The sequence below is a fragment of the Streptomyces griseoaurantiacus genome (genome assembly GCF_036189845.1).
In the GTDB taxonomy this organism is placed as follows: Bacteria; Actinomycetota; Actinomycetes; order Streptomycetales; family Streptomycetaceae; genus Streptomyces; species Streptomyces griseoaurantiacus.
On sequence record NZ_CP108326.1, the window covers coordinates 3,616,082 to 3,636,004 of the forward strand.

The window sequence follows — 19,923 nt, forward strand, 5'->3', positions numbered from 1 at the left end:
GCCCGTCCTGCGGAGGGCGGCTCGCGTGCCGGGTCTCCGGGCCGCCCGGACGTCGGGCTCACGGACGATCACCCGCGCGCCGGTCGGCCGGACGGTGACGCGCCCGCCCGGGCCGCGGACCGCCCGGAGTGCGGTGCTGCGGGCGCTGCTCCCGCTGTGCGCGCTGCTGCTCGCCTCGGCCGGGCTGCTGCTCGGCGGCGCGGCCCCCGCCTCCGCCCACGCCGCGCTCACCGGCAGCTCCCCCGCGCAGGGGTCGGTGGTCGACAAGGCGCCGACCGAGGTCACGCTCACCTTCTCCGAAAAGGTGAGCGTCTCCTCCGGCTCCTTCCGGGTGCTGAACCCGGCCGGCAAGCGGGTCGACAGCGGCAAACCCGCCAACCTCGACGGCGGCACCTACGGCGTCCCGCTGCGCGGCGGGCTGCCGGACGGCACCTACACCGTGACCTTCCAGGTGATCTCGGCCGACAGCCACCCCGTCGCCGGCGGCTTCACCTTCTCCATCGGCGCCCCCTCCGCGACCAGCGTCTCCGTCTCCGACCGGACCGTGGGCGGCGGGGTCGTGGGCGTGCTCTACGACGTCGCCCGGTACGTGTCGTACGCGGGCTTCGTGGTGCTGGTCGGCGGCGCGGCCTTCGTGCTCGCCTGCTGGCAGCGCGGGGCCGGCGAGCGCACGATGCAGCGGTTCGTGGTCTCGGGGTGGATCGCCCTCACCGGGGCGACGCTGGCGCTGCTGCTTCTGCGCGGTTCCTACACGGGCTCGGGGAAGGTCGCCGACATCTTCGACCTGTCCCTGCTGGGGCCGGTGCTCCAGAGCAAGACGGGCGCGGCGCTCCTCTCCCGGCTGCTGCTGCTCGCGGCCGCCGCGCTGTTCGTCGCCGTGCTGTTCGGCGCGTACGCGCGAGGGGACGAAGAAGACGAGGGTCATGAGCGGGACGGCGCCTCCGAGGACGGGAGCCGGGGCGCCGGGAGCGCCCAGGATGCCGAGGACGCGGCCGACCGGGCCGCCGAGCGGCGGGACCTCACGTTCGGGCTGGCGATCGGCGGCGGCGTCATCGCGGCCGGACTCGCGGCGACCTGGGCGATGGCCGAGCACGCCTCGACGGGCATCCAGACCGGGATCGCCATGCCCGTCGACATCCTCCACCTGCTGGCCGTCGCCGTCTGGCTCGGCGGTCTCGCGGCTCTGCTGACCGCGCTGTACCGGGCTCCGTCGATCGAGGCGGCGGCCGTGCGGCGGTTCTCGGGGATCGCCTTCGGCAGCGTGGTGGCGCTGGCCGCGACCGGGCTGTACCAGTCGTGGCGCCAGGTCGGCTCCTGGTCCGCGCTCACCGGCACCACCTACGGGCAGCTGCTGCTGGCGAAGATCGCCCTGGTGGCCGTCCTCATCGGCATCGCCCGGGTCTCCCGCCGCTGGACGGGCCATCTCGCGGACGCACCCGTCGTCAGGACGAGGACGAAGGCCAAGAAGCAGACGGTGACGGCGACCGCGTCCTCGGTCACGGCCGCGGCCTCCCCCTCGGACGGGCCCGCCTCGGACACATCGGACACGTCGGACACCGAGGTGTCCACCGAGGCCGGCAGCGGCAAGGGTGGTGCCTCGGCCGAGGAGACCGCCGGCAGCGGCAAGGGGGCCTCGACCAAGGGAGCCGCCGGCAGCGGCAGGAACACGTCGGCCAAGGGGGCCGCCGGCTCCGGTGACCCGAAGCGGGCCGCCCAGCTCGCCCGGCAGCGCGCGGCGACGGCCGCCGCGCGGGCCAAGCGGGTACGCGAGGCGGACCCGTTCCGGTCCGGGCTGCGCCGGTCCGTGCTCGCCGAGGCGGGTGTCGCCGTGGTGCTCCTCGCCGTCACCACCGCGCTGACCTCCACCGAACCGGGGCGCACGGAGGAGGAGGCGAAGGCCGCGAAGGCGGCGTCGTCCTCGTCCTCCTCCTCGTCCACCGGGACCCGCAGTTCCGGAACCCTCTCCCTGAAGCTCCCCTTCGACACCGGCGGCGAGGACGGCAAGGGCACCGCCCGGGTGACCCTTTCGCCCGCACGGGTCGGTGGCAACACGCTGCACGTCTATGTGAGCCGCGCCAACGGCAGGGCGTTCGACGTCCCCGAGGTGAAGCTCGCCTTCACCCTCGCCGCGCAGAAGATCGGCCCGCTGCCGGTCGAGCCGGACCGCGTGGCCACCGGGCACTGGGCGGCGAGCGATGTGCAGATCCCCATGGCGGGCGACTGGACGGTCTCCGTGACCGTGCGGACCTCCGACATCGACCAGGTGACCGTCGACAAGAACACGAAGATCGGCTGACCGCCCCCATGACCGACCAGCAGACACCCCCCAGCACTGCCTCCACGTCCGCCTCCGCGTCCGGAGCCACGTCCGGAGCCGCATCCGAGCCCGCGTCCGCGCCCCCGCGCGGGCTCTCGCGGCGTCGGCTGCTCGGCACCGCCGGGGCGACCGGACTGGTGCTCGGCGGGGCGGGGGCCGCCGCCGGGTACACCGCGGCCCCCGCCGCCGCCACCCCGCTGACCTCGCTCGGAGCCGACCGCGCGATGTTTCACGTGAAACACCAGCCGGGGATCACCACCCCCCTCCAGGCCCGTGGTCATCTCCTCGCCTTCGATCTCGCGGCCGGCGCCGGGCGCAAGGAGGCCGCCGCTCTGCTGCGCCGTTGGTCCGACACGGCCCAGCGGCTCATGGCGGGCGAGCCGGCCTCGCACGGGGACACCGACATCGCACGGGACGCCGGCCCCTCCTCCCTGACCGTCACCTTCGGCTTCGGCCACAGCTTCTTCGCCCGTACGGGGCTGGAGAAGCAGCGCCCGACCGCCCTGGACCCGCTGCCCGACTTCTCCTCGGACCATCTCGACAAACGGCGCAGCGACGGCGATCTGTGGGTGCAGATCGGCGCCAATGACGCCCTCGTCGCCTTCCATGCCCTCCGTGCGCTGCAGAAGGAGGCAGGGTCCGCCGCCCGCGTGCGCTGGCAGATGAACGGCTTCAACCGCACGCCGGGCGCCACCTCCCGCCCTCGCACGGCACGCAATCTCATGGGGCAGGTCGACGGCACGCGCAATCCGAAGCCCTCGGAGGACGACTTCGACAAGCGGATCTTCGTGCCCGCCTCCGGCGAACCGGCATGGATGGCGAACGGCTCGTACGCCGTCGTACGCCGGATCCGCATGCTGCTGGACGACTGGGAGAAGCTGTCCACCCACGACCAGGAGCACGTCATCGGCCGCCGCAAAGCCGATGGGGCACCGCTGACCGGTGGCGGCGAGACCTCCGCGATGGACCTGGAGAAGACCGACTCCGGGGGCAACCTCGTCGTCCCCCTCAACGCACACGCCCGCATCACGCGGCCCGACCAGAACGGCGGCGCGGCCATGCTGCGCCGTCCGTTCTCCTTCCACGACGGCATCGACGAGGACGGGACGCCGGACGCCGGGCTGCTGTTCATCGCCTGGCAGGCAGATCCGCTGCGCGGTTTCGTCCCCGTGCAGCGCAAGCTCGACCGGGGAGACGCGCTGTCGCGGTACATCCGCCACGAGGCCAGTGGTCTGTTCGCCGTTCCGGGCGGAGCGGTGGAAGGGGAGTACGTCGGGCAACGGTTGCTGGAGGCCTAGCACGGCCGGTTACGCGGGCGGCGCATGGGCCCTCGCGGGCGGACTAGGGTGAGCCCATGTCAGCCAGCTATGCCTATCTCGGTCCCGAGGGCACCTTCACCGAGGTCGCCCTGCGTACGCTGCCCGAATCGGCGACCCGGGAACTCGTCCCCATGGTCTCGGTCCCGGCCGCCCTGGACGCCGTCCGCAGCGGCGAGGCAGAGGCGGCCTTCGTACCGATCGAGAACTCCGTGGAGGGCGGCATCACCACCACCCTCGACGAACTGGTCGCGGGCGAGCCGCTGATGATCTACCGCGAGGTGCTGCTGTCGATCACCTTCGCCCTGCTGGTCCGGCCCGGCACCGCACTGTCCGACATCAAGACGGTCACCGCGCACCCCGCCGCCCAGCCCCAGGTACGCAACTGGCTGAAGAACCACCTCCCCGACGCCGTCTGGGAGTCCTCGGCCTCGAACGCGGACGGTGCCCGCCTGGTCCAGGAAGGGCGGTACGACGCGGCGTTCGCGGGCGAGTTCGCGGCGGCCCGCTACGGTCTCGAGGCGCTGGAGACCAACATCCACGACGCGGAGAACGCGCAGACCCGCTTCGTCCTGGTGGGCCGCCCGGCCCGGCCGGCGGCGCCGACCGGCGCGGACAAGACGTCGGTGGTGGTCTGGCAGCGCGACGACCATCCCGGGACGCTGCGGGACCTGCTGGGGGAGTTCGCCGTCCGGGGCGTGAACCTGATGCTGCTGCAGTCCCGGCCCACCGGCGAAGGCATCGGCAACTACTGCTTCGCCATCGACGCGGAGGGCCACATCTCCGACCGGCGGGTGGCGGAGACGCTCATGGGGCTGCGACGGTCCTGCCTGAAGGTCCGCTACCTGGGGTCGTACCCGAGGGCACAGGTCCGGGCGGAGGACGTGCGACCGCTACCGCCGGGGACGTCGGACGAGGAGTTCGTCTCGGCCGCGGACTGGGTCGCGCGCTGCCAGGACGGCCGGTTCTGAGCCGCACGGCCGGGGGAGGGCGACCGGGGCTGTGGCTCCGGCCTCCTAGGCGCTCCAGTCTCCTCGAGCGCTCCAGTCTCCTCGAGCGCTCCGGTCTCCTCGAGCGCTCCGGTCCTTTCGCACCCTCCGGGTCCTTTCGCGCTCCGGTGCTACCTGCGGATTTTCAGCATCCACAAAAGTTATCCACAGGCCACCGCTCCAGCCTGGGGACAAGTCGACAGCGACCCGGGTTCGAGTCGACAAATCACTGTAGTGATCTTCGATACGTCCATTCGGCCGTCGCGTCCCGTTCGTCCACTCGTTTCTCACGATCAACACTTCGGAGCGACCCGGGACGACCGAGCGTGACCCTTTTCCACTCGAAAGGGTGACTGATACGGGTTTCGGCCGGAGATCCTTCCCCTCGGCTCCGTCCCGCGGAATGATCACGATCTATATCCACAGATCTCCCGCACAGCCTGTGGATAACTTCACCCACGGTGTGGATACCTGTGGACAACGGAAACCCAAATCCCCGCCCTCACAAGGGAGTCGAGTCAACCCTCCGCCCACCGGCTGCCTCTTTCCAGGGAATCGGAGTCGTGAGGCGGAACCCGGCACCGGTAGCCTTGCAGGGTGATTGACCTTCGCCAGCTCCGTGAGGACCCCGACCGTGTCCGCGCCTCCCAGCGCGCCCGTGGTGAGGACGTCGGCCTCGTCGACGCCCTTCTCTCCGCCGACGAACGGCGCAGGTCGTCCGGCCTCCGATTCGACGAGCTCCGATCCGAGCAGAAGTCGCTCGGCAAGCTGATCCCCAAGGCCTCCCCCGAGGAGAAGGCCGAGCTGCTGAGGAAGGCGGAGCAGCTCAAGTCCGACGTCAAGGCCGCCGACGCCGAGCAGCACGAGGCCGAGGACGAGACCCGCCGCCTGCTGCTCCAGCTCGGCAACCTGGTCCACCCCGACGTCCCGGTGGGCGGCGAGGAGGACTTCGTCGTCCTGGAGACGCACGGCACCGTCCGCGACTTCGGCGCCGAGGGCTTCGAGCCCAAGGACCACCTGGAGCTCGGCCAGGCGCTCGGCGCGATGGACGTCGAGCGCGCCGCCAAGGTGTCCGGCTCGCGCTTCTACTACCTGACGGGCGTCGGCGCCCTGCTGGAGCTCGCCCTGGTCAACGCGGCGATCGCACAGGCCACCGAAGCCGGCTTCACGCCGATGCTGACGCCCGCGCTGGTCCGCCCGCAGGCCATGGAGGGCACCGGCTTCCTCGGTCAGGCCGCCGAGAACGTCTACCACCTGGAGAAGGACGACCTCTACCTGGTCGGCACGTCCGAGGTGCCCCTCGCGGCGTACCACATGGACGAGATCATCGACGCCGAGAAGCTGCCGCTGCGCTACGCCGGCTTCTCCCCGTGCTTCCGCCGCGAGGCCGGCACGTACGGCAAGGACACCCGCGGCATCTTCCGCGTGCACCAGTTCGACAAGGTGGAGATGTTCACCTTCGTCGACCCCTCGGAGGCCGAGAACGAGCACCGGCGGCTGCTGGACTGGGAGAAGCAGTGGCTGACCTCCCTGGAGCTGCCCTTCCAGGTGATCGACGTGGCCACCGGCGACCTGGGCGCCTCCGCCTCCCGCAAGTTCGACTGCGAGGCGTGGATCCCCACCCAGGGCAAGTACCGCGAGCTGACCTCCGCCTCCAACTGCGACGGCTTCCAGGCGCGTCGGCTCTCGGTGCGCATGCGGGACGGCAAGAAGGTGCAGCCGCTGTCCACGCTGAACGGCACGCTGTGCGCCGTGCCGCGGACCATCGTGGCCCTGCTGGAGAACCACCAGCTCGCCGACGGTTCGGTGCGCGTGCCCGAGGTGCTGCGGCCCTACCTGGGCGGGCGTGAGGTGCTGGAGCCGGTGGCCAAGTGACGACCCCCGGCTCCGATCCCGGACAGGGGTTCCCGTACCGGCTGGTCGCGACCGACCTCGACGGCACGCTGCTGCGCTCCGACGACACCGTCTCGGAGCGCACCCGGGACGCGCTCGCCGCCGCGACGGCACAGGGCGCCGCGCACCTGGTCGTCACCGGGCGCGCGGTCCCGTGGACCCGGCACATACTCGAGGAGCTGGGCTACGAGGGCCTCGCCGTCTGCGGCCAGGGCGCCCAGGTGTACGACGCCGGGGCGCGCCGGCTGCTGACCTCGGTGACCCTCGACCGTCAGCTCGCCGGCGTGGCGCTCGCCAAGATCGAGGCGGAGGTCGGCCCGCTGCACCTCGCGGCGAGCCGGGACGGCCTCGACGGCGAGGTCCTGGCCGGCCCCGGCTACGCACTCACGGGCCGGCTGCCCGCGGTGCCGTTCACGGACGCCGGGGACCTGTGGGCGGCTCCGCTGAACAAGATCTACATCCAGCACCCGACGCTGTCCGACGACGAACTCGCCGAGGCCGCCACGCGTGCCGCCGGCGGTTTCGTCACCGTCACCATGGCGGGCGCCGGGATCGTGGAACTGCTCCCCCTGGGGTTGTCCAAGGCCACGGGGCTCTCCCTCGCGGCCCGCAGGCTGGGCGTGAAGGCGGCGGAGACGATCGCCTTCGGGGACATGCCGAATGATCTCCCCATGTTCGCCTGGTCGGGGCGGGGCGTGGCCATGGCCAATGCCCATGCGGACCTCAAGGCGGTCGCCGACGAGGTGACCGCGTCGAACGACGAGGACGGCATCGCGGTCGTCCTGGAACGCCTGCTGTCGAAGCCGTGACCGGGTCCGCCCGTCCGCAGCGCCGAGGCGGTGCGGACGGGCGGGATCGGTCCTCCGGGTGGGCGGCCCGCGCGGAGATGCCGCGCGCTCGAAGCGGCCGCCCCGGGCGGCCCGGCGCGGGAACTCGACGGAGTAGTGGCTCCGGAGCCCGCCGCGCGCCGCCCTGCCGGAAGCGCGGCGTCCCCCGAGGGGTCCTCACCGCGCTCCGCTCCCGGACCGGGGCGCCGGTGTCACCGGCGTCGTACCTCACTGTGCCGGGCCCCGAGGGCGTACGCCACCGAATAAATCCGCCCGAACCACCACCCGCCGCCCGCGACGCGGAACGGCGGTGGTCCGGCCGACAAGCCGTACCGACCGGGGCGCCGCCCGGGGGCCGACGCCCTCGTCCCCCGGACTAGCGACGCGGCCACTTGCGGCGGCGCCGGCTGAAGAACCATCCGGCGGGTGGCTCGTCCGAGCGCCAGGGCTGGGGGTCGGGCGCCTGTCCGCGCCACTTGGCCGCCAGCATCCGCGCCCGCGCGGACGGTTCCTTGGCGTCGGCCGACTGGACGAAGTCCTCGTCGAGGACCAGGTCGTCCCGGGGTTCCTCGGGCTCCCCCGCCCCCTCGCCCCGCGGTGCGTGCGCTGTCATCGCCGTCCCTTCTCCCGCGTGACTCTCCCTCCGCCATGGTGCCCGCGGTGGGGTGAAGCCTCCGTCAAGAAGTGCCTCGTTCCGGGCCGGAGTCTCACTCCTCCCCGGCGAGCGTCAGGGCGCGCAGCTTCTGCCCCGCGTACCAGGTGGTCGCGACGGTCACCACGACGAGCAGCACCGTGCCGGTGGTGAGGCTCACGTCCGAGGTGACCAGGTCGCTGTCGGTGACCTTCTTGGCCACGGCCAGCGCCCACTGCTGCACGCTCAGGGTGCGCGCGCCGGAGACCAGGGAGCCGAACAGGGCCTCCCAGACGAGCGCGTAGACCAGGCCGAAGATCACCGCGTGCCGGCTGACCGTGCCGAGCAGCAGGAACATCGCGGCGTACGCGATGGAGGCGACGAGCGCGGCCACGGTGTAGGCGACGGCGACCTGCTGGCCGTTGCCGTTGAGGATGAGGCCCGAGATCATCATCGGCAGCGCGGAGAACGCCATGGTGACCGCTATCGCCACGAACAGCTTGGTCAGGATGATCGTCGGCCGCTTGACGGGTTTGGCCAGCAGGTACACCACCGAGCCGTCGTCGATCTCGGGGCCGATCGCGCCGGTGCCGGCGATGACGCCGATGATCGGCACCATGGTGGCGAGCCCGAACCCGCCGAGCAGGTCGGAGGCGGTCTGGTCGTCGGTGCCGCTCAGCGCGCGTACCAGGACCGAGATGACGATCAGGAGCGCGGGCAGGATGCCCAGGATGAGGGCCCGGCGGCGGCCGAGCAGGGCTCGGTAGGTGAGCCGGGCGACTGTGGGGTCGTACATCTTTCGGCCTCCTACGCCGCGACCAGATAAGAGAACACGGACTCGAGGGATTCGTCGGACGGCGACACCGTGAGCAGCCGGATGCCGTGGTCCTTGGCGACCCTCGGCAGCAGGGTGGTGAAGCGGCCGAAGTCGACGGCCTGGACGCGCAGCGCGCCCTCGGTGTGGTCGACCTCGATGCCGGACGTCGACGGATCGGCGATCAGCGCGGCGGCCAGTGCCCGGTCGTCGCTGGAGCGCACCAGGTAGCGGTGCGGCCGGTCCGTCATCAGCCGGCGGATCTTGCGGAAGTCGCCGCTGGCGGCGTGCCGTCCGGCGACGATGACCTCGATGTGCCAGGCGAGCTGCTCGACCTCCTCCAGGATGTGGGAGGAGAACAGCACCGTGCGGCCCTCGTCGCCCATGCGGCGCAGCAGTTCCATGAGCTGCATGCGCTGGCGCGGGTCCATGCCGTTGAAGGGCTCGTCGAGCAGCAGCAGCGAGGGCTCGTGGACCAGGGCGGAAGCCATCTTCACGCGCTGGCGCATGCCCTTGGAGTAGGTGGAGATCTTCCGGTCCTGGGCGTACTCCATCTCGACGGTGGCCAGCGCCCGCTGGGCCTCCTTCGCGCCCAGCCCGTGCAGCTCGGCGTTGGCGACGACGAACTCGCGGCCGGTGAGGAAGTCGTACATCCCCTCCCGCTCGGGGACGATGCCGATGTGCCGGTAGATCTGCTCATTGCGCCAGACCGGCCGGCCGTCGAGGGTGACCGAGCCGGTGGAGGGGGCGAGGAAGCCGCCCATCATGCCGATGAGGGTGGACTTCCCCGCGCCGTTGGGACCGAGCAGGCCGGTGACGCCGGGGCCGATCGTCATGGTGACGTCGTTGACGGCCACCACGTTGCCGAACCAGCGCGAGACGTGGTCGATGTTCAGCGTGGTCACAGTGCGGCCTTTCGGTAACGGCGGATCAGCAGGCCGTAGCTCCCGGCGATGAGACCCAGGGTGACGAGGAGGAAGACGACTCCCTGCGCGGCCGTGGGCCCCTCGATCTCGGGGAAGGAGTTGCTCGCCCCGAGGAAGGCGGTCTGCACCCCGCTGATGAGGGTCACCGGCGAGAACAGGCCGAACCAGAGGCCGACCGAGTCGCTGTCCTGCACGCCGGCGATGGCCTGCAGGGTGGAGACGGCGCCGTAGGTGATGACGAAGACGGCGATGACGGCGGCGATGCCGAAGCCGCGCCGCGGGGTCACGGCGGCTATCACCAGGCCGATGCCGGCGAAGAGCAGGGAGAGCAGCGCCACGGAGACCAGCCCCTGGGCGAACCCCTTCGTCTGGTCGGCGAAGTCCAGCTTGGCCAGCAGGGCGCCCACATAGAGGACGAGCAGGGGCACGGCCGTCAGCAGGAACACCGCCGAGGCCATCGCGGCGTACTTGGCGCGCACGTAGTCGGAGGTCTCCAGGGGCCGCGAGAAGTACAGCGGCACCGTCTTGAAGCGCAGGTCGCGGGAGACGGACTGGGGGGCCTGGGCGGCCACGAACAGGCTGATGACGGCCTGCATGATGAGCGCGTAGCGCGTGTAGTCGACCGGCAGGTCCTTCATCTTGGTGGCGACCGCGACCGCCACCATGATCAGCGCGGGCACGCACATCACGACGAAGAGCAGCATCGGCAGCACCTTGGACTTCGCCGACCGGCCGAGTCCGTAGGCACCGCGCAGGGACTGCGAGTACAGGGCGCGCCGGATGTAGGCGCGGCCGAGGCGCGGCCCGTCGTAGCCGCGGTAACCGATGTTGTGGATCCGGCTCTCTTCGCCGGGCGGGGCGAGGGGGTGCTCAACCGCCATGACCGACCGCCTCCTTCCCCTGGGTGCCGGCCGCCTCGGCGCTGCCGGCCGTGTGTTCCTCGTCCTTGAAGACCTCCGCGATCTGGTGCCGCCGCTGTTCCATGCGGACCAGGCCGAGGCCGAGATCGGCGACGGCGTCGCGCACCAGGTCGTACGTCTCCTCGCCGGCCGCGGTCAGCAGGAGCACCCGTCCGGCTCCGGGCAGTGCGCTGCCGTCGTGCACCTGCACCCCCCGTGCGTCGAGCGCCTCGTGCAGGGCGCGGGTGCCGTCCGGGTGGGTGTCGCTGTCGGTCACCTCGACGGCCAGCGTCGTGGTGGTGCGCGTGAAGTCGGTGGTGGAGCTGGAGCGCAGCAGGGTGCCGCCGTCGACGACGACGACGTGGTCGCAGGTGCGTTCCAGTTCACCGAGCAGGTGCGAGGTGACCAGGACGGAGATGCCGAAGTCCGTGTACACGCGGCGGATCAGGCCGAGCATCTCGTCCCGTCCGACCGGGTCGAGCCCGTTGGTCGGCTCGTCCAGGAAGACCAGCTTGGGGTCGTGGACGAGGGCCTGCGCGAGCTTCACGCGCTGCTTCATGCCCGTCGAGTAGCCGCCTATGGGGCGGTAGCGCTCCTCGTACAGGCCGACGTGGCGCAGGGTGTCCGCGGTGCGTTCCCTGGCGGCGGTCGGCGGCAGCCCGGACATGCGCGCCATGTGCACGACGAGCTCGGTGGCCGAGACGTCGGGCGGCAGGCAGTCGTGCTCGGGCATGTACCCGACCTGCTCACGGATGGCGGCGCCCCGGGTGGCGACATCGAGCCCCAGTACCTCGGCACGGCCCTCCGTGGCGGGGGAGAGACCCAGCAGGATCTTGATCAGGGTGGACTTGCCGGCACCATTGGCGCCGACCAGTCCCGTCACACCGGGTCCGATGTCCACGGAGAGCCGGTCAAGCGCGGTCACCCGGGGGTACCGCTTGCTCAGGCTTTCGGTCGCGATCACAGTCACGTCTTCGACCGTAGTGACTTCCGCCACCGCGGTCGTCAACCTGCAGAGCTGTCCGTGAGTCAGCCTTGAGTATTACGGGACCTTAGGGGGACACCACCCAGGGTCCCCGCGCGCCCCACCCTGAGTCCCATCCTCTTGCCGCGACCTCGTGTTTCCCCGGGTAACTACGTGACGACGCGTCGTTGACGCGGCGGCCGGAACGGGGTCACATTGACCGACGAGGAGGCACGCATGACGGTGGCGGGTGCGCGGGAGCGCCGGGTGCGCAGTGGCGAGGTCGACCTGTGCGTCGCCGAACTGGGCGATCCGGACCGGCCGACGGTGATCCTCGTGCACGGGTACCCGGACAGCAAGGAGGTGTGGTCCGAGGTGGCCGTCCACCTCGCCGAGCGGCACCGCTTCCACGTGGTGCTGTACGACGTCCGCGGCCACGGCGGCTCCACCGCCCCGCGCCCGCTGCGCGGCGGCTTCACCCTGGACCGGCTGACGGACGACTTCCTCGCGGTCGCGGACGCGGTCAGCCCCGGCCGGCCGGTCCACCTGGTCGGCCACGACTGGGGCTCCGTGCAGGGCTGGGAGTTCGTGACCGTCCGGCGCGTCGCGGGCCGCATCGCCTCCTTCACGTCGATCTCCGGCCCCTCCCTCGACCACTTCGGGCACTGGATGAAGGGGCGCCTGCGGCGGCCCACCCCGCACCGGGCCGGCCAGCTCCTCGGGCAGGGCGCCAAGTCCTGGTACGTCTACCTGCTGCACACCCCCGTGCTGCCCGAGCTCGCCTGGCGCGGCTCCCTCGGCCGCCACTGGCCCGCGGTCCTGCGACGCACGGAGAAGATGTCCACCGAGGGCTACCCGACCGCCTCGCTCCCCCGGGACGCCGCGCACGGCGCCTGGCTCTACCGGGACAACGTCCGCCCCCGGCTGCGCCGTCCGCGCCCCGACGCGTACGCGCACGCCCCCGTGCAGCTCGTGACGCCGCTGGAGGACGCCTTCCTGTCCGAGCGGCTCTACGACGACCTGGAGCAGTGGGTGCCGCGGCTGGTCCGCCGCACCGTCCGGGCCGGTCACTGGGTGCCGCGCACCCGTCCCGGCCTGTTGGCCTCCTGGATCGCCGAGTTCGCCACCGCCGCCGGGGCGGGCCGTCCCGCGCCGGCGGGCCGCGGCCCGTACGCCGCGCGCTTCGCCGGCCGGCTGGTGCTGGTCACCGGCGCGGCCGCGGGCATCGGCCGGGCCACCGCGCTGGCGTTCGCCGAGGCCGGCGCCCGCGTGATCGCCGTCGACCGGAACGGTGAGGGCGCGGCACGCACCGCGGAGCTGGCCCGGCGCGCCGGCGCGCCCGAGGCGCGGGCCGAGGTGGTGGACGTCGGTGACGGGCGGGCGATGGAGAAGCTCGCCGAACGCGTCGCGGCCACCGACGGCGTCGTGGACGTGCTGGTCAACAACGCGGGCATCGGTTTCGCCGGCGCCTTCCTCGACACCACGGCGGAGGACTGGCGCCGCGTCCTCGACGTGAACCTGTGGGGTGTCCTGCACGGCTGCCGGCTCTTCGGGCGGCAGATGGCCGAGCGCGGCGAGGGCGGCCATCTCGTCAACGTGGCCTCGGCCGCCGCGTATCTGCCCTCGCGGGCGCTGTCCGCCTACGGCACCTCCAAGGCGGCGGTGCTCATGCTCAGCGAGTGTCTGCGGGCCGAGCTGGCCGGCCGGGGGATCGGCGTGTCCGCCGTCTGCCCCGGGTTCGTGCACACGGACATCACCTCCACCGCCCGCTTCGCCGGCACCGACGCCCGGGAGGAGCAGCGGCGGCGGGAGCGGGCCCGGCGGCTGTACGGACTGCGGGGATATCCGCCGGAGAAGGTCGCCGCCGCGGTGCTGCGCGCGGTGGCGGAGGACCGGGCACTCGTTCCCGTCACTCCCGAGGCGCGCCTCGGTCGGCTGCTCTCCCGGGTGGCTCCGGGCGTGCTGCGGGCGCTGGCGCGCGTGGAGCCGCGGCTGTGACACCCCCTCCGACGTGGGCCGCATCGCTCTGAAGGACGAACCGACCGTGGCGAACTGACCGTGGAAAACGCGGAGTTGTCCACAGGATCGCGGATTTCGCTGTGGATAACCGGCCTTCGTTGTGGATCAAACCTCTGCCGAAAAACAATGTGCGTGATCCACGTCTCACACGGCACGCTGGCGGGATGAGCACGCAGAGGACCGCGCACGGCGCCGCCCGCACCGTCAAGGTCTCGAAGTACCTGTCCAAGCACCTGCGGCACCAGCCGGAGAGGATCGGGCTGACGCTCGACGAGGGCGGCTGGGTGGAGATCGCGGCGCTGCTCTCGGCGGCCGCCGCCCACGGTTTCCGGATCAGCCGCGAGGAACTGGACCACGTCGTCGCGAGCAACGACAAGCAGCGCTTCGCCGTCGAGGGCACCCGGATACGGGCCAGCCAGGGCCACAGCGTCCCGGTCGACCTCGGGCTGCCGCCCGCCGAACCGCCCGCGTACCTGTACCACGGCACCGTCGCCCGCCACTTGGACGCCATCCGTGCCGAGGGACTGCGGCCCATGAACCGGCACGACGTGCACCTCTCGCCCGACCGCGAGACCGCCACCCGGGTCGGTGCACGGCGCGGCCGGCCCGTCGTCCTGACCGTGGACAGCGGTGCCATGCACCGCGACGGCCATGTCTTCCGCCGCAGCGCGAACGGGGTGTGGCTGACCCCGTCCGTGCCGCCACGCTATCTGCGCCTGCCCGGCCCCCGGTGACCCGGTCCGGTCCGTCGCGCCGGGGCGCCCGGTCTCAGCGCAGCTGCGCGGGCGCCTCCGTGGCGATCTTCTCGAAGACGGCCTGGTCGGCGGCGAAGTCGGAGTCGGCGATCGGCCAGTGGAGCACGATCTCGGTGATGCCCGCCTCCAGGTGCCGGCCGGCGAAGTCCACGAAGGCGTCCACGCTCTCCAGCGGACGGCCGCGGTCCGGCGTGAACCCGGTGAGCAGCACCTTGTCGAGGTCCGCCACGTCCCGGCCCACCTCCGCGCAGGCGGCGCCGAGCCGGCCGACCTGGTTCCGGATCGCCTGCAGCGACTGCTCGGGGGTGCCCTCCTCGAACAGCTTCGGGTCGCCGGTGGTCACCCAGCCCTGCCCGTGGCGCGCGGCCAGCGCGAGACCGCGCGGTCCGGTCGCCGCCACCGCGAACGGCAGCCGGGGCCGCTGGACGCAGCCGGGGAGATTGCGGGCCTCGACCGCCGAGTAGTGGGTGCCCCGGTGGGTGACGGCCCCCTCGGTGAGCAGCCGGTCGAGCAGCGGCACGAACTCCCCGAACCGGTCCGCGCGCTCCCTCGGCGTCCACGCCACCTGCCCCAGCGCGGTCGCGTCGAAACCGTTGCCGCCGGCCCCGATCCCGAGGGTGACACGGCCGCCCGAGATGTCGTCCAGGGAGATCAGTTCCTTGGCCAGCGTGACGGGGTGCCGGAAGTTGGGCGAGGTCACCAGGGTGCCGAGCCGGAGGCGCGAGGTGGCCGTCGCGGCGGCGGTGAGCGTGGGCAGGGCACCGAACCAGGGGCCGTCCCGGAAGGTGCGCCAGGACAGGTGGTCGTAGGTGTAGGCGGCGTGGAAACCGAGGTCCTCGGCCCTCCGCCACGTGGCGCCGCCCCCTTCGTGCCAGCGGTCGACGGGGAGGATCACCGTGCTCAGACGTACGCTCATGGCGACGAGCCTACGTCCGCGAGGAGGCCGCGCCCGGCGCGGGCGACGGCGCCCGGAACGCCCGGCGCGCGACGGCACCCGCGAGACACCCCGAAGCGGCCCGCGCAGGGCGGGCAGGGCGGGCGGATCCGAGCTCCGGGCCCGCTTCGCCGGCCGGACCGTACTCATCCGTGCGGCCCGCCGCACGGTAGTGCGTACAGGTGCGCGAGAATCGGTGTCGTGACCTCAGCTACCCGGCGGCCAGAGCGCCCCTCCTCCCTCGTTCCGCCCCGGCTGATCGCCACCGATCTCGACGGCACCCTGCTGCGCGACGACAAGTCCGTCTCCCCGCGCACGGTCGCCGCCCTTGCCGCCGCCGAGAAGGCCGGCGTCGAGGTCTTCTTCGTCACCGGACGCCCGGCCCGCTGGATGGACGTCGTCAGCGACCACGTCCACGGGCACGGCCTCGCGATCTGCGGGAACGGCGCGGCCGTGGTCGACCTGCACGGCGGCCCCGGCGCACACCGCTTCGTCAAGGTCCGCGAACTGGCCCGGCAGAACGCCCTGGAGGCCGTGACGCTGGTGCGCACGGCCGCGCCCGGCACGGTGTACGCGGTGGAGCAGACGTACGGCTTCCACCAGGAGCCGGACTACCCCAAGCTGCACATGGAGCGTCCCGACACCCTGGCGCCCGCCGAGGAGCTCCTGGCCGAGGGCGCGGTCACCGCACGGGAGCCCGTCCTGAAGATCCTCGCCCACCACCCGGACATGGACCCCGACGCCTTCCTCACCCTGGCCCGCCTCGCCGTCGGGGACCGGGCCACCGTGACCCGGTCCAGCCCCAGCGCCCTGCTGGAGATCAGCGGTCCCGGTGTCTCGAAGGCCAGCACGCTCGCGCTCTGCTGCGCCGAACGCGGCATCTCCCACGAGGAGGTGGTCGCCTTCGGCGACATGCCGAACGACGTGGAGATGCTGACCTGGGCCGGCCGCTCCTACGCGATGGGCAACGCCCACCCGGACGTCCTCACCGCGGCGTCCGGCCGGACGGTCGGCAACAACGAGGACGGCGTGGCGGTCGTGATCGAACGCCTCCTGGCCGGACAGCTCTGAGCGAGGACTCGGCGGCCTGGCGTTCCTAGGCGGCGGGCGCGACCACGTCCGCCGTCACCCCGGACAGGTCGCTCTCCGCCTCCCGCGCCAGCATCTCCCGCAACGGTCCGTCCGCCGCCGCCAGAGCGGCGTACGGACCCCGCTGCACAACCCGGCCGCCGGCCAGCACGAGCACCTCGTCGACCGCGTCGAGACCGGCCAGCCGGTGGGTGATGAGCAGCGTCGTACGCCCCTCGGTCGCGGCCAGCAGGTCGTCCGTGAGGGCGTCGGCGGTGGGCAGGTCGAGGTGCTCCGCGGGCTCGTCGAGGACCAGGACGGGGAAGTCCGCGAGCAGGGCCCGGGCCAGGGCCAGCCGCTGCCGCTGACCGCCGGAGAGCCGGGCGCCCTGCTCCCCGACGAAGGTGTCCAGCCCTTCGGGCAGTCCGTCCACCCAGTCCAGGAGCCGCGCCCGGGCGAGCGCCCCGCGCAGGTCCTCCTCGGTGGCGTCCCTCCGGGCCAGCAGCAGGTTCTCGCGCACGGAGCTGTCGAAGAGGTGCGCGTCCTGCGCGCACAGCCCCACCAGCCGCCGCACGTCGTCGCCGTCGAGGGCGGCGGCGTCCGTGCCGCCCAGGGTGTACGTGCCGGTCTCCGCGTCGAGGAAACGCAGCAGGACCTGGGCGAGGGTGCTCTTGCCGGCGCCGGAAGCACCGACCACGGCGATGCGCCGCCCCCGGGTCAGTGTGAGGTCCAGCCCGCTCAGCGCGGGCCGACGCTGCCCGGGGTGCCGGGCGGTGAGCCCCCGTACGGCGAGCGGGAACGGCGACGCGGGTGCCGGCCGGGGCCGGACCGGCTCGCGTACCGGCTCGGGTGCGTCGAGGATCTCGTACACCCGCGCGGCGCTGCGTCGCACCCGCTGCCGGTGGCGTACGGCGAGCGGCAGTCCGAGCACCGCCTCGAACGCGGCGAGCGGGGTGAGGACGAGAACCGCCAGGGCGAGGCCGTGCAGCCGTCCGGCGGCGACCGCCTGGACGCCCACGACCGCGGTGGCCACCACGGTGAGGCCGGTGAGCAGCGCGGTCAGCCCGTCGCCGAGGGCGGCAGCGGCGGCCGACCGGGAGGCGATCCGGGTGAGGACGCCGTCGGCCCGGCGGGCCCCGGCGAGCCGCGCGGGCAGGGCCCCGGCGACCGTCAGTTCGGGTGTGCCGGTGAGCAGGTCGGTGACGCGGGTGGCGAGTTCGCCGCGGGCGGGCGCCAGCCTGCGCTCGGCGCGACGGGCGAGAGCACCGGTGAGCAGCGGGACGCCGGCACCGGCGGCGAGCAGTCCGGCGGCGAGGAAGGCCCCCGCCTCCGGCAGCAGCCACGCGGTGAAGGCGACCGAGCCGGCCGACACCACCACGGCGGCACCCACCGGCAGCAGCCACCGCAGCCAGTAGTCCTGCAGCGCGTCCACGTCCGCGACCAGTCGGCTCAGCAGGTCACCGCGCCGGGCGGTGTGCAGCCCGGCGGGGGCCAGCCGCTCGAGACGGCGGTAGACGGCGACCCGGGTGGCGGCCAGCATGCGCAGCACCGCGTCGTGCGAGACGAGCCGCTCGGTGTACCGGAAGACGGCCCGTCCGATGCCGAAGGCCCGCGTGGCGGTGACCGCGACCATCAGATAAAGCACCGGCGGCTGTTGGGAGGCCCGGGCGATCAGCCATCCGGAGGTCGCCATCAGGCCGACGGCGCTGCCGAGCGCGAGGGCGCCGAGCAACAGCGCGAGCAGCAGACGCCCGCGCAGGGGTCGGGCCATCGCACGCACCCGGGCGAGGACACCGCTCCGGGGCGCCGGGGGAGCATCGAGGACGGTTCCGTCGCCGCTCTCGGGTGCCCGGTCCGGCGTCCCGGGGCCGGGCCGTCCGCTGCCGGCCGCACCCGCCGTCCGTTCGGGGACGGCGGTCGCGGGTGCCGGGTCCAGCCGCACCACCCGGTCGGCCACCGCCAGCAGTGCCGGGCGGTGCACCACGAGGAGCACCGTGCGTCCCGCCGCCAGCCGCCGCACGGCCTCGACGACCTCCGCCTCGGTCTCGCCGTCCAGCGCGGCCGTCGGCTCGTCGAGCAGCAGGACGGGCCGGTCGGCGAGGAAGGCCCGGGCCAGCGCGATGCGCTGCCGCTGGCCCGCCGAGAGCCCTGCCCCGTCCTCGCCGAGCACGGTGTCCGTGCCGTCCGGCAGCGCGTCGACGAAGGTGAGGGCCCCCGCGTCCGCGAGCGCCCGGCGCACCGCCCCGCTGTCGGCCTCGGGCCGGGCCAGTCGTACGTTCTCGGCGATGGTGCCCGCGTACAGGTGGGGGTGCTGCGGCACCCAGGCGAGCCGGGAGCGCCACTCCTCCAGGTCGGCCGAGGCGAGGTCGGCCCCGCCGACCCGCACCCGTCCGCCCTCGGGCCGTACGAAGCCGAGCAGCACGCTCAGCAGCGTCGACTTGCCCGCGCCGCTGGGACCGACCAGGGCGACCGTCTCGCCGGGGGCGACCCGGAGAGAGGCCCCGGTCACCGCGTCGGACGCGCGGCCCGGGTACCGGACGGTCACCTCCTCGAAGGCGATCTCCCCGTCCGGCAACCGCCGCGTGCCGGCGGCCGGCAGGGGGGTCTCCAGCACCTCGAAGATCTCCTCGGCGGCCGCGAGGCCCTCGGCCGCGGCGTGGTACTGGACGCCCACCTGTCGCAGCGGCAGATACGCCTCGGGGGCGAGGACGAGGATGACGAGACCGATGTAGAGGTCCATGTCGCCGTGGACCAGCCGCATGCCGATCGTCACCGCGACGAGCGCGACCGAGAGGGTGGCGAGCAGTTCCAGGACGAAGGAGGACAGGAAGGCGATCCGCAGGGTCCGCATCGTCGCCTGCCGGTACTCGCCGGTGATCCGGCGGATGGACTCGGCCTGCGCCTTGGCCCGGCCGAACACCTTGAGCGTCGGCAGCCCGGCGACCACGTCCAGGAAGTGCCCCGACAGCCGGGACAGCAGCCGCCACTGACGGTCCGTCTGGGAACGGGTGACCCAGCCGATGAGGATCATGAAGAGGGGGATCAGCGGCAGCGTCCCGACGATGATCGCCGCGGACACCCAGTCCTCGGTCACCACCCGCAGCAGCACGGCCGCCGGGACCACCACCGCGAGTCCCAATTGGGGCAGATAACGCGAGAAGTAGTCATCGAGGGCGTCGACGCCTCGGGTGGCCAGGGCGACCAGGGAGCCGGTGCGCTGCCCGCCGAGCCATCCCGGCCCCAGCGCGGCCGCCCGCTCCAGCAGTCGGCCCCGCAGCTCCGACTTCACCGCCGCGCTCGCCCGGTGTGCGGCCAGCTCGGTCAGCCAGGCGACGAGGGCCCGGCCGAGGGCCACGGCGGCCAGGAGTACCAGCGGGGAGCGCAGTGCCGCGAGCGAGTCACCGTGCTGGAAGGCCCCGACCACCACCTCGGCGATGAGCATCGCCTGAGCGATGACCAGCGCCGCCCCGAGGACGCCCAGTGCGACGACCGCCAGCATGAAGAGACGGGTGGCGCGCGCGTACCGGAGGAGGCGCGGGTCGATCGGTTTCACGTGAAACACACCCTCAGG

General features: G+C 73.0%; 15 protein-coding genes. 8 read left to right on the top strand and 7 right to left on the bottom strand.

Annotated features, from left to right (window positions below; genetic code table 11):
- Nucleotides 1-133 precede the first annotated feature (133 nt).
- From OHB09_RS16150 to OHB09_RS16170, 5 genes are all read left to right on the top strand, one after another.
- Nucleotides 134-2,296, top strand: a complete 2,163-nt coding sequence (locus OHB09_RS16150) for a copper resistance CopC/CopD family protein (protein ID WP_328922153.1) — start codon at nucleotides 134-136, stop codon at nucleotides 2,294-2,296.
- 8 nt (nucleotides 2,297-2,304) lie between these two features.
- A complete protein-coding gene (efeB, locus tag OHB09_RS16155; RefSeq protein ID WP_328922154.1) occupies nucleotides 2,305-3,615 on the top strand; it encodes an iron uptake transporter deferrochelatase/peroxidase subunit in 1,311 nt (436 codons plus the stop codon).
- Nucleotides 3,616-3,671: 56 nt separating this feature from the next.
- Entirely contained in the window at nucleotides 3,672-4,604 is a 933-nt protein-coding gene (gene pheA / locus OHB09_RS16160; RefSeq protein ID WP_006141362.1) for a prephenate dehydratase, read from the top strand.
- Nucleotides 4,605-5,219: 615 nt separating this feature from the next.
- A complete protein-coding gene (gene serS / locus OHB09_RS16165) occupies nucleotides 5,220-6,497 on the top strand; it encodes a serine--tRNA ligase (protein ID WP_006141361.1) in 1,278 nt (425 codons plus the stop codon).
- On the top strand, nucleotides 6,494-7,324 hold the full coding sequence (locus OHB09_RS16170) for an HAD family hydrolase (protein ID WP_093591096.1): 831 nt from the start codon (nucleotides 6,494-6,496) through the stop codon (nucleotides 7,322-7,324). The genes serS and OHB09_RS16170 overlap by 4 nt, the downstream gene beginning before the upstream one ends.
- Before the next feature lie 394 nt (nucleotides 7,325-7,718).
- On the opposite strand, the gene OHB09_RS16175 is transcribed toward OHB09_RS16170, so the two are convergent.
- The 5 genes from OHB09_RS16175 to OHB09_RS16195 form a co-directional block, all read right to left on the bottom strand.
- Complete coding sequence (locus OHB09_RS16175; RefSeq protein WP_328922155.1) at nucleotides 7,719-7,955, bottom strand: SGM_3592 family protein; 237 nt, start codon at nucleotides 7,953-7,955, stop codon at nucleotides 7,719-7,721.
- 94 nt (nucleotides 7,956-8,049) lie between these two features.
- Entirely contained in the window at nucleotides 8,050-8,769 is a 720-nt protein-coding gene (locus OHB09_RS16180; RefSeq protein WP_006141358.1) for an ABC transporter permease, read from the bottom strand.
- Between the two features lie 11 nt (nucleotides 8,770-8,780).
- Nucleotides 8,781-9,692 carry an ABC transporter ATP-binding protein gene (locus OHB09_RS16185; protein WP_006141357.1) on the bottom strand — a complete coding sequence of 304 codons (912 nt, stop codon included), beginning with the start codon at nucleotides 9,690-9,692 and terminating at the stop codon, nucleotides 8,781-8,783.
- Nucleotides 9,689-10,594 (bottom strand): ABC-2 transporter permease, encoded by a 906-nt coding sequence (locus tag OHB09_RS16190; protein ID WP_006141356.1) that lies wholly within the window; start codon nucleotides 10,592-10,594, stop codon nucleotides 9,689-9,691. Before OHB09_RS16190 ends, OHB09_RS16185 begins: the two co-directional genes overlap by 4 nt.
- Complete coding sequence (locus tag OHB09_RS16195) at nucleotides 10,584-11,609, bottom strand: ABC transporter ATP-binding protein (protein WP_006141355.1); 1,026 nt, start codon at nucleotides 11,607-11,609, stop codon at nucleotides 10,584-10,586. The genes OHB09_RS16190 and OHB09_RS16195 overlap by 11 nt, the downstream gene beginning before the upstream one ends.
- A 204-nt stretch (nucleotides 11,610-11,813) precedes the next feature.
- Between OHB09_RS16195 and OHB09_RS16200 the strand changes: the two genes are divergently transcribed.
- Both OHB09_RS16200 and OHB09_RS16205 read left to right on the top strand, forming a co-directional pair.
- Nucleotides 11,814-13,574, top strand: a complete 1,761-nt coding sequence (locus OHB09_RS16200) for an SDR family oxidoreductase (protein WP_328922156.1) — start codon at nucleotides 11,814-11,816, stop codon at nucleotides 13,572-13,574.
- Nucleotides 13,575-13,759: 185 nt separating this feature from the next.
- Nucleotides 13,760-14,329 (top strand): RNA 2'-phosphotransferase, encoded by a 570-nt coding sequence (locus OHB09_RS16205; RefSeq protein ID WP_006141353.1) that lies wholly within the window; start codon nucleotides 13,760-13,762, stop codon nucleotides 14,327-14,329.
- 34 nt (nucleotides 14,330-14,363) lie between these two features.
- Here OHB09_RS16205 and OHB09_RS16210 read toward each other — a convergent pair whose 3' ends face one another.
- Entirely contained in the window at nucleotides 14,364-15,266 is a 903-nt protein-coding gene (locus tag OHB09_RS16210) for an LLM class flavin-dependent oxidoreductase (protein ID WP_093591108.1), read from the bottom strand.
- 219 nt (nucleotides 15,267-15,485) lie between these two features.
- On the opposite strand from OHB09_RS16210, the gene OHB09_RS16215 reads away from it, so the two are divergent.
- Nucleotides 15,486-16,355: an HAD-IIB family hydrolase gene (locus OHB09_RS16215; protein ID WP_191890355.1), complete on the top strand. Its 870-nt coding sequence runs from the start codon at nucleotides 15,486-15,488 to the stop codon at nucleotides 16,353-16,355.
- A 25-nt stretch (nucleotides 16,356-16,380) separates the two neighbouring features.
- Here OHB09_RS16215 and cydD read toward each other — a convergent pair whose 3' ends face one another.
- A complete protein-coding gene (gene cydD, locus OHB09_RS16220; protein WP_006141350.1) occupies nucleotides 16,381-19,905 on the bottom strand; it encodes a thiol reductant ABC exporter subunit CydD in 3,525 nt (1,174 codons plus the stop codon).
- Nucleotides 19,906-19,923: the final 18 nt, after the last annotated feature.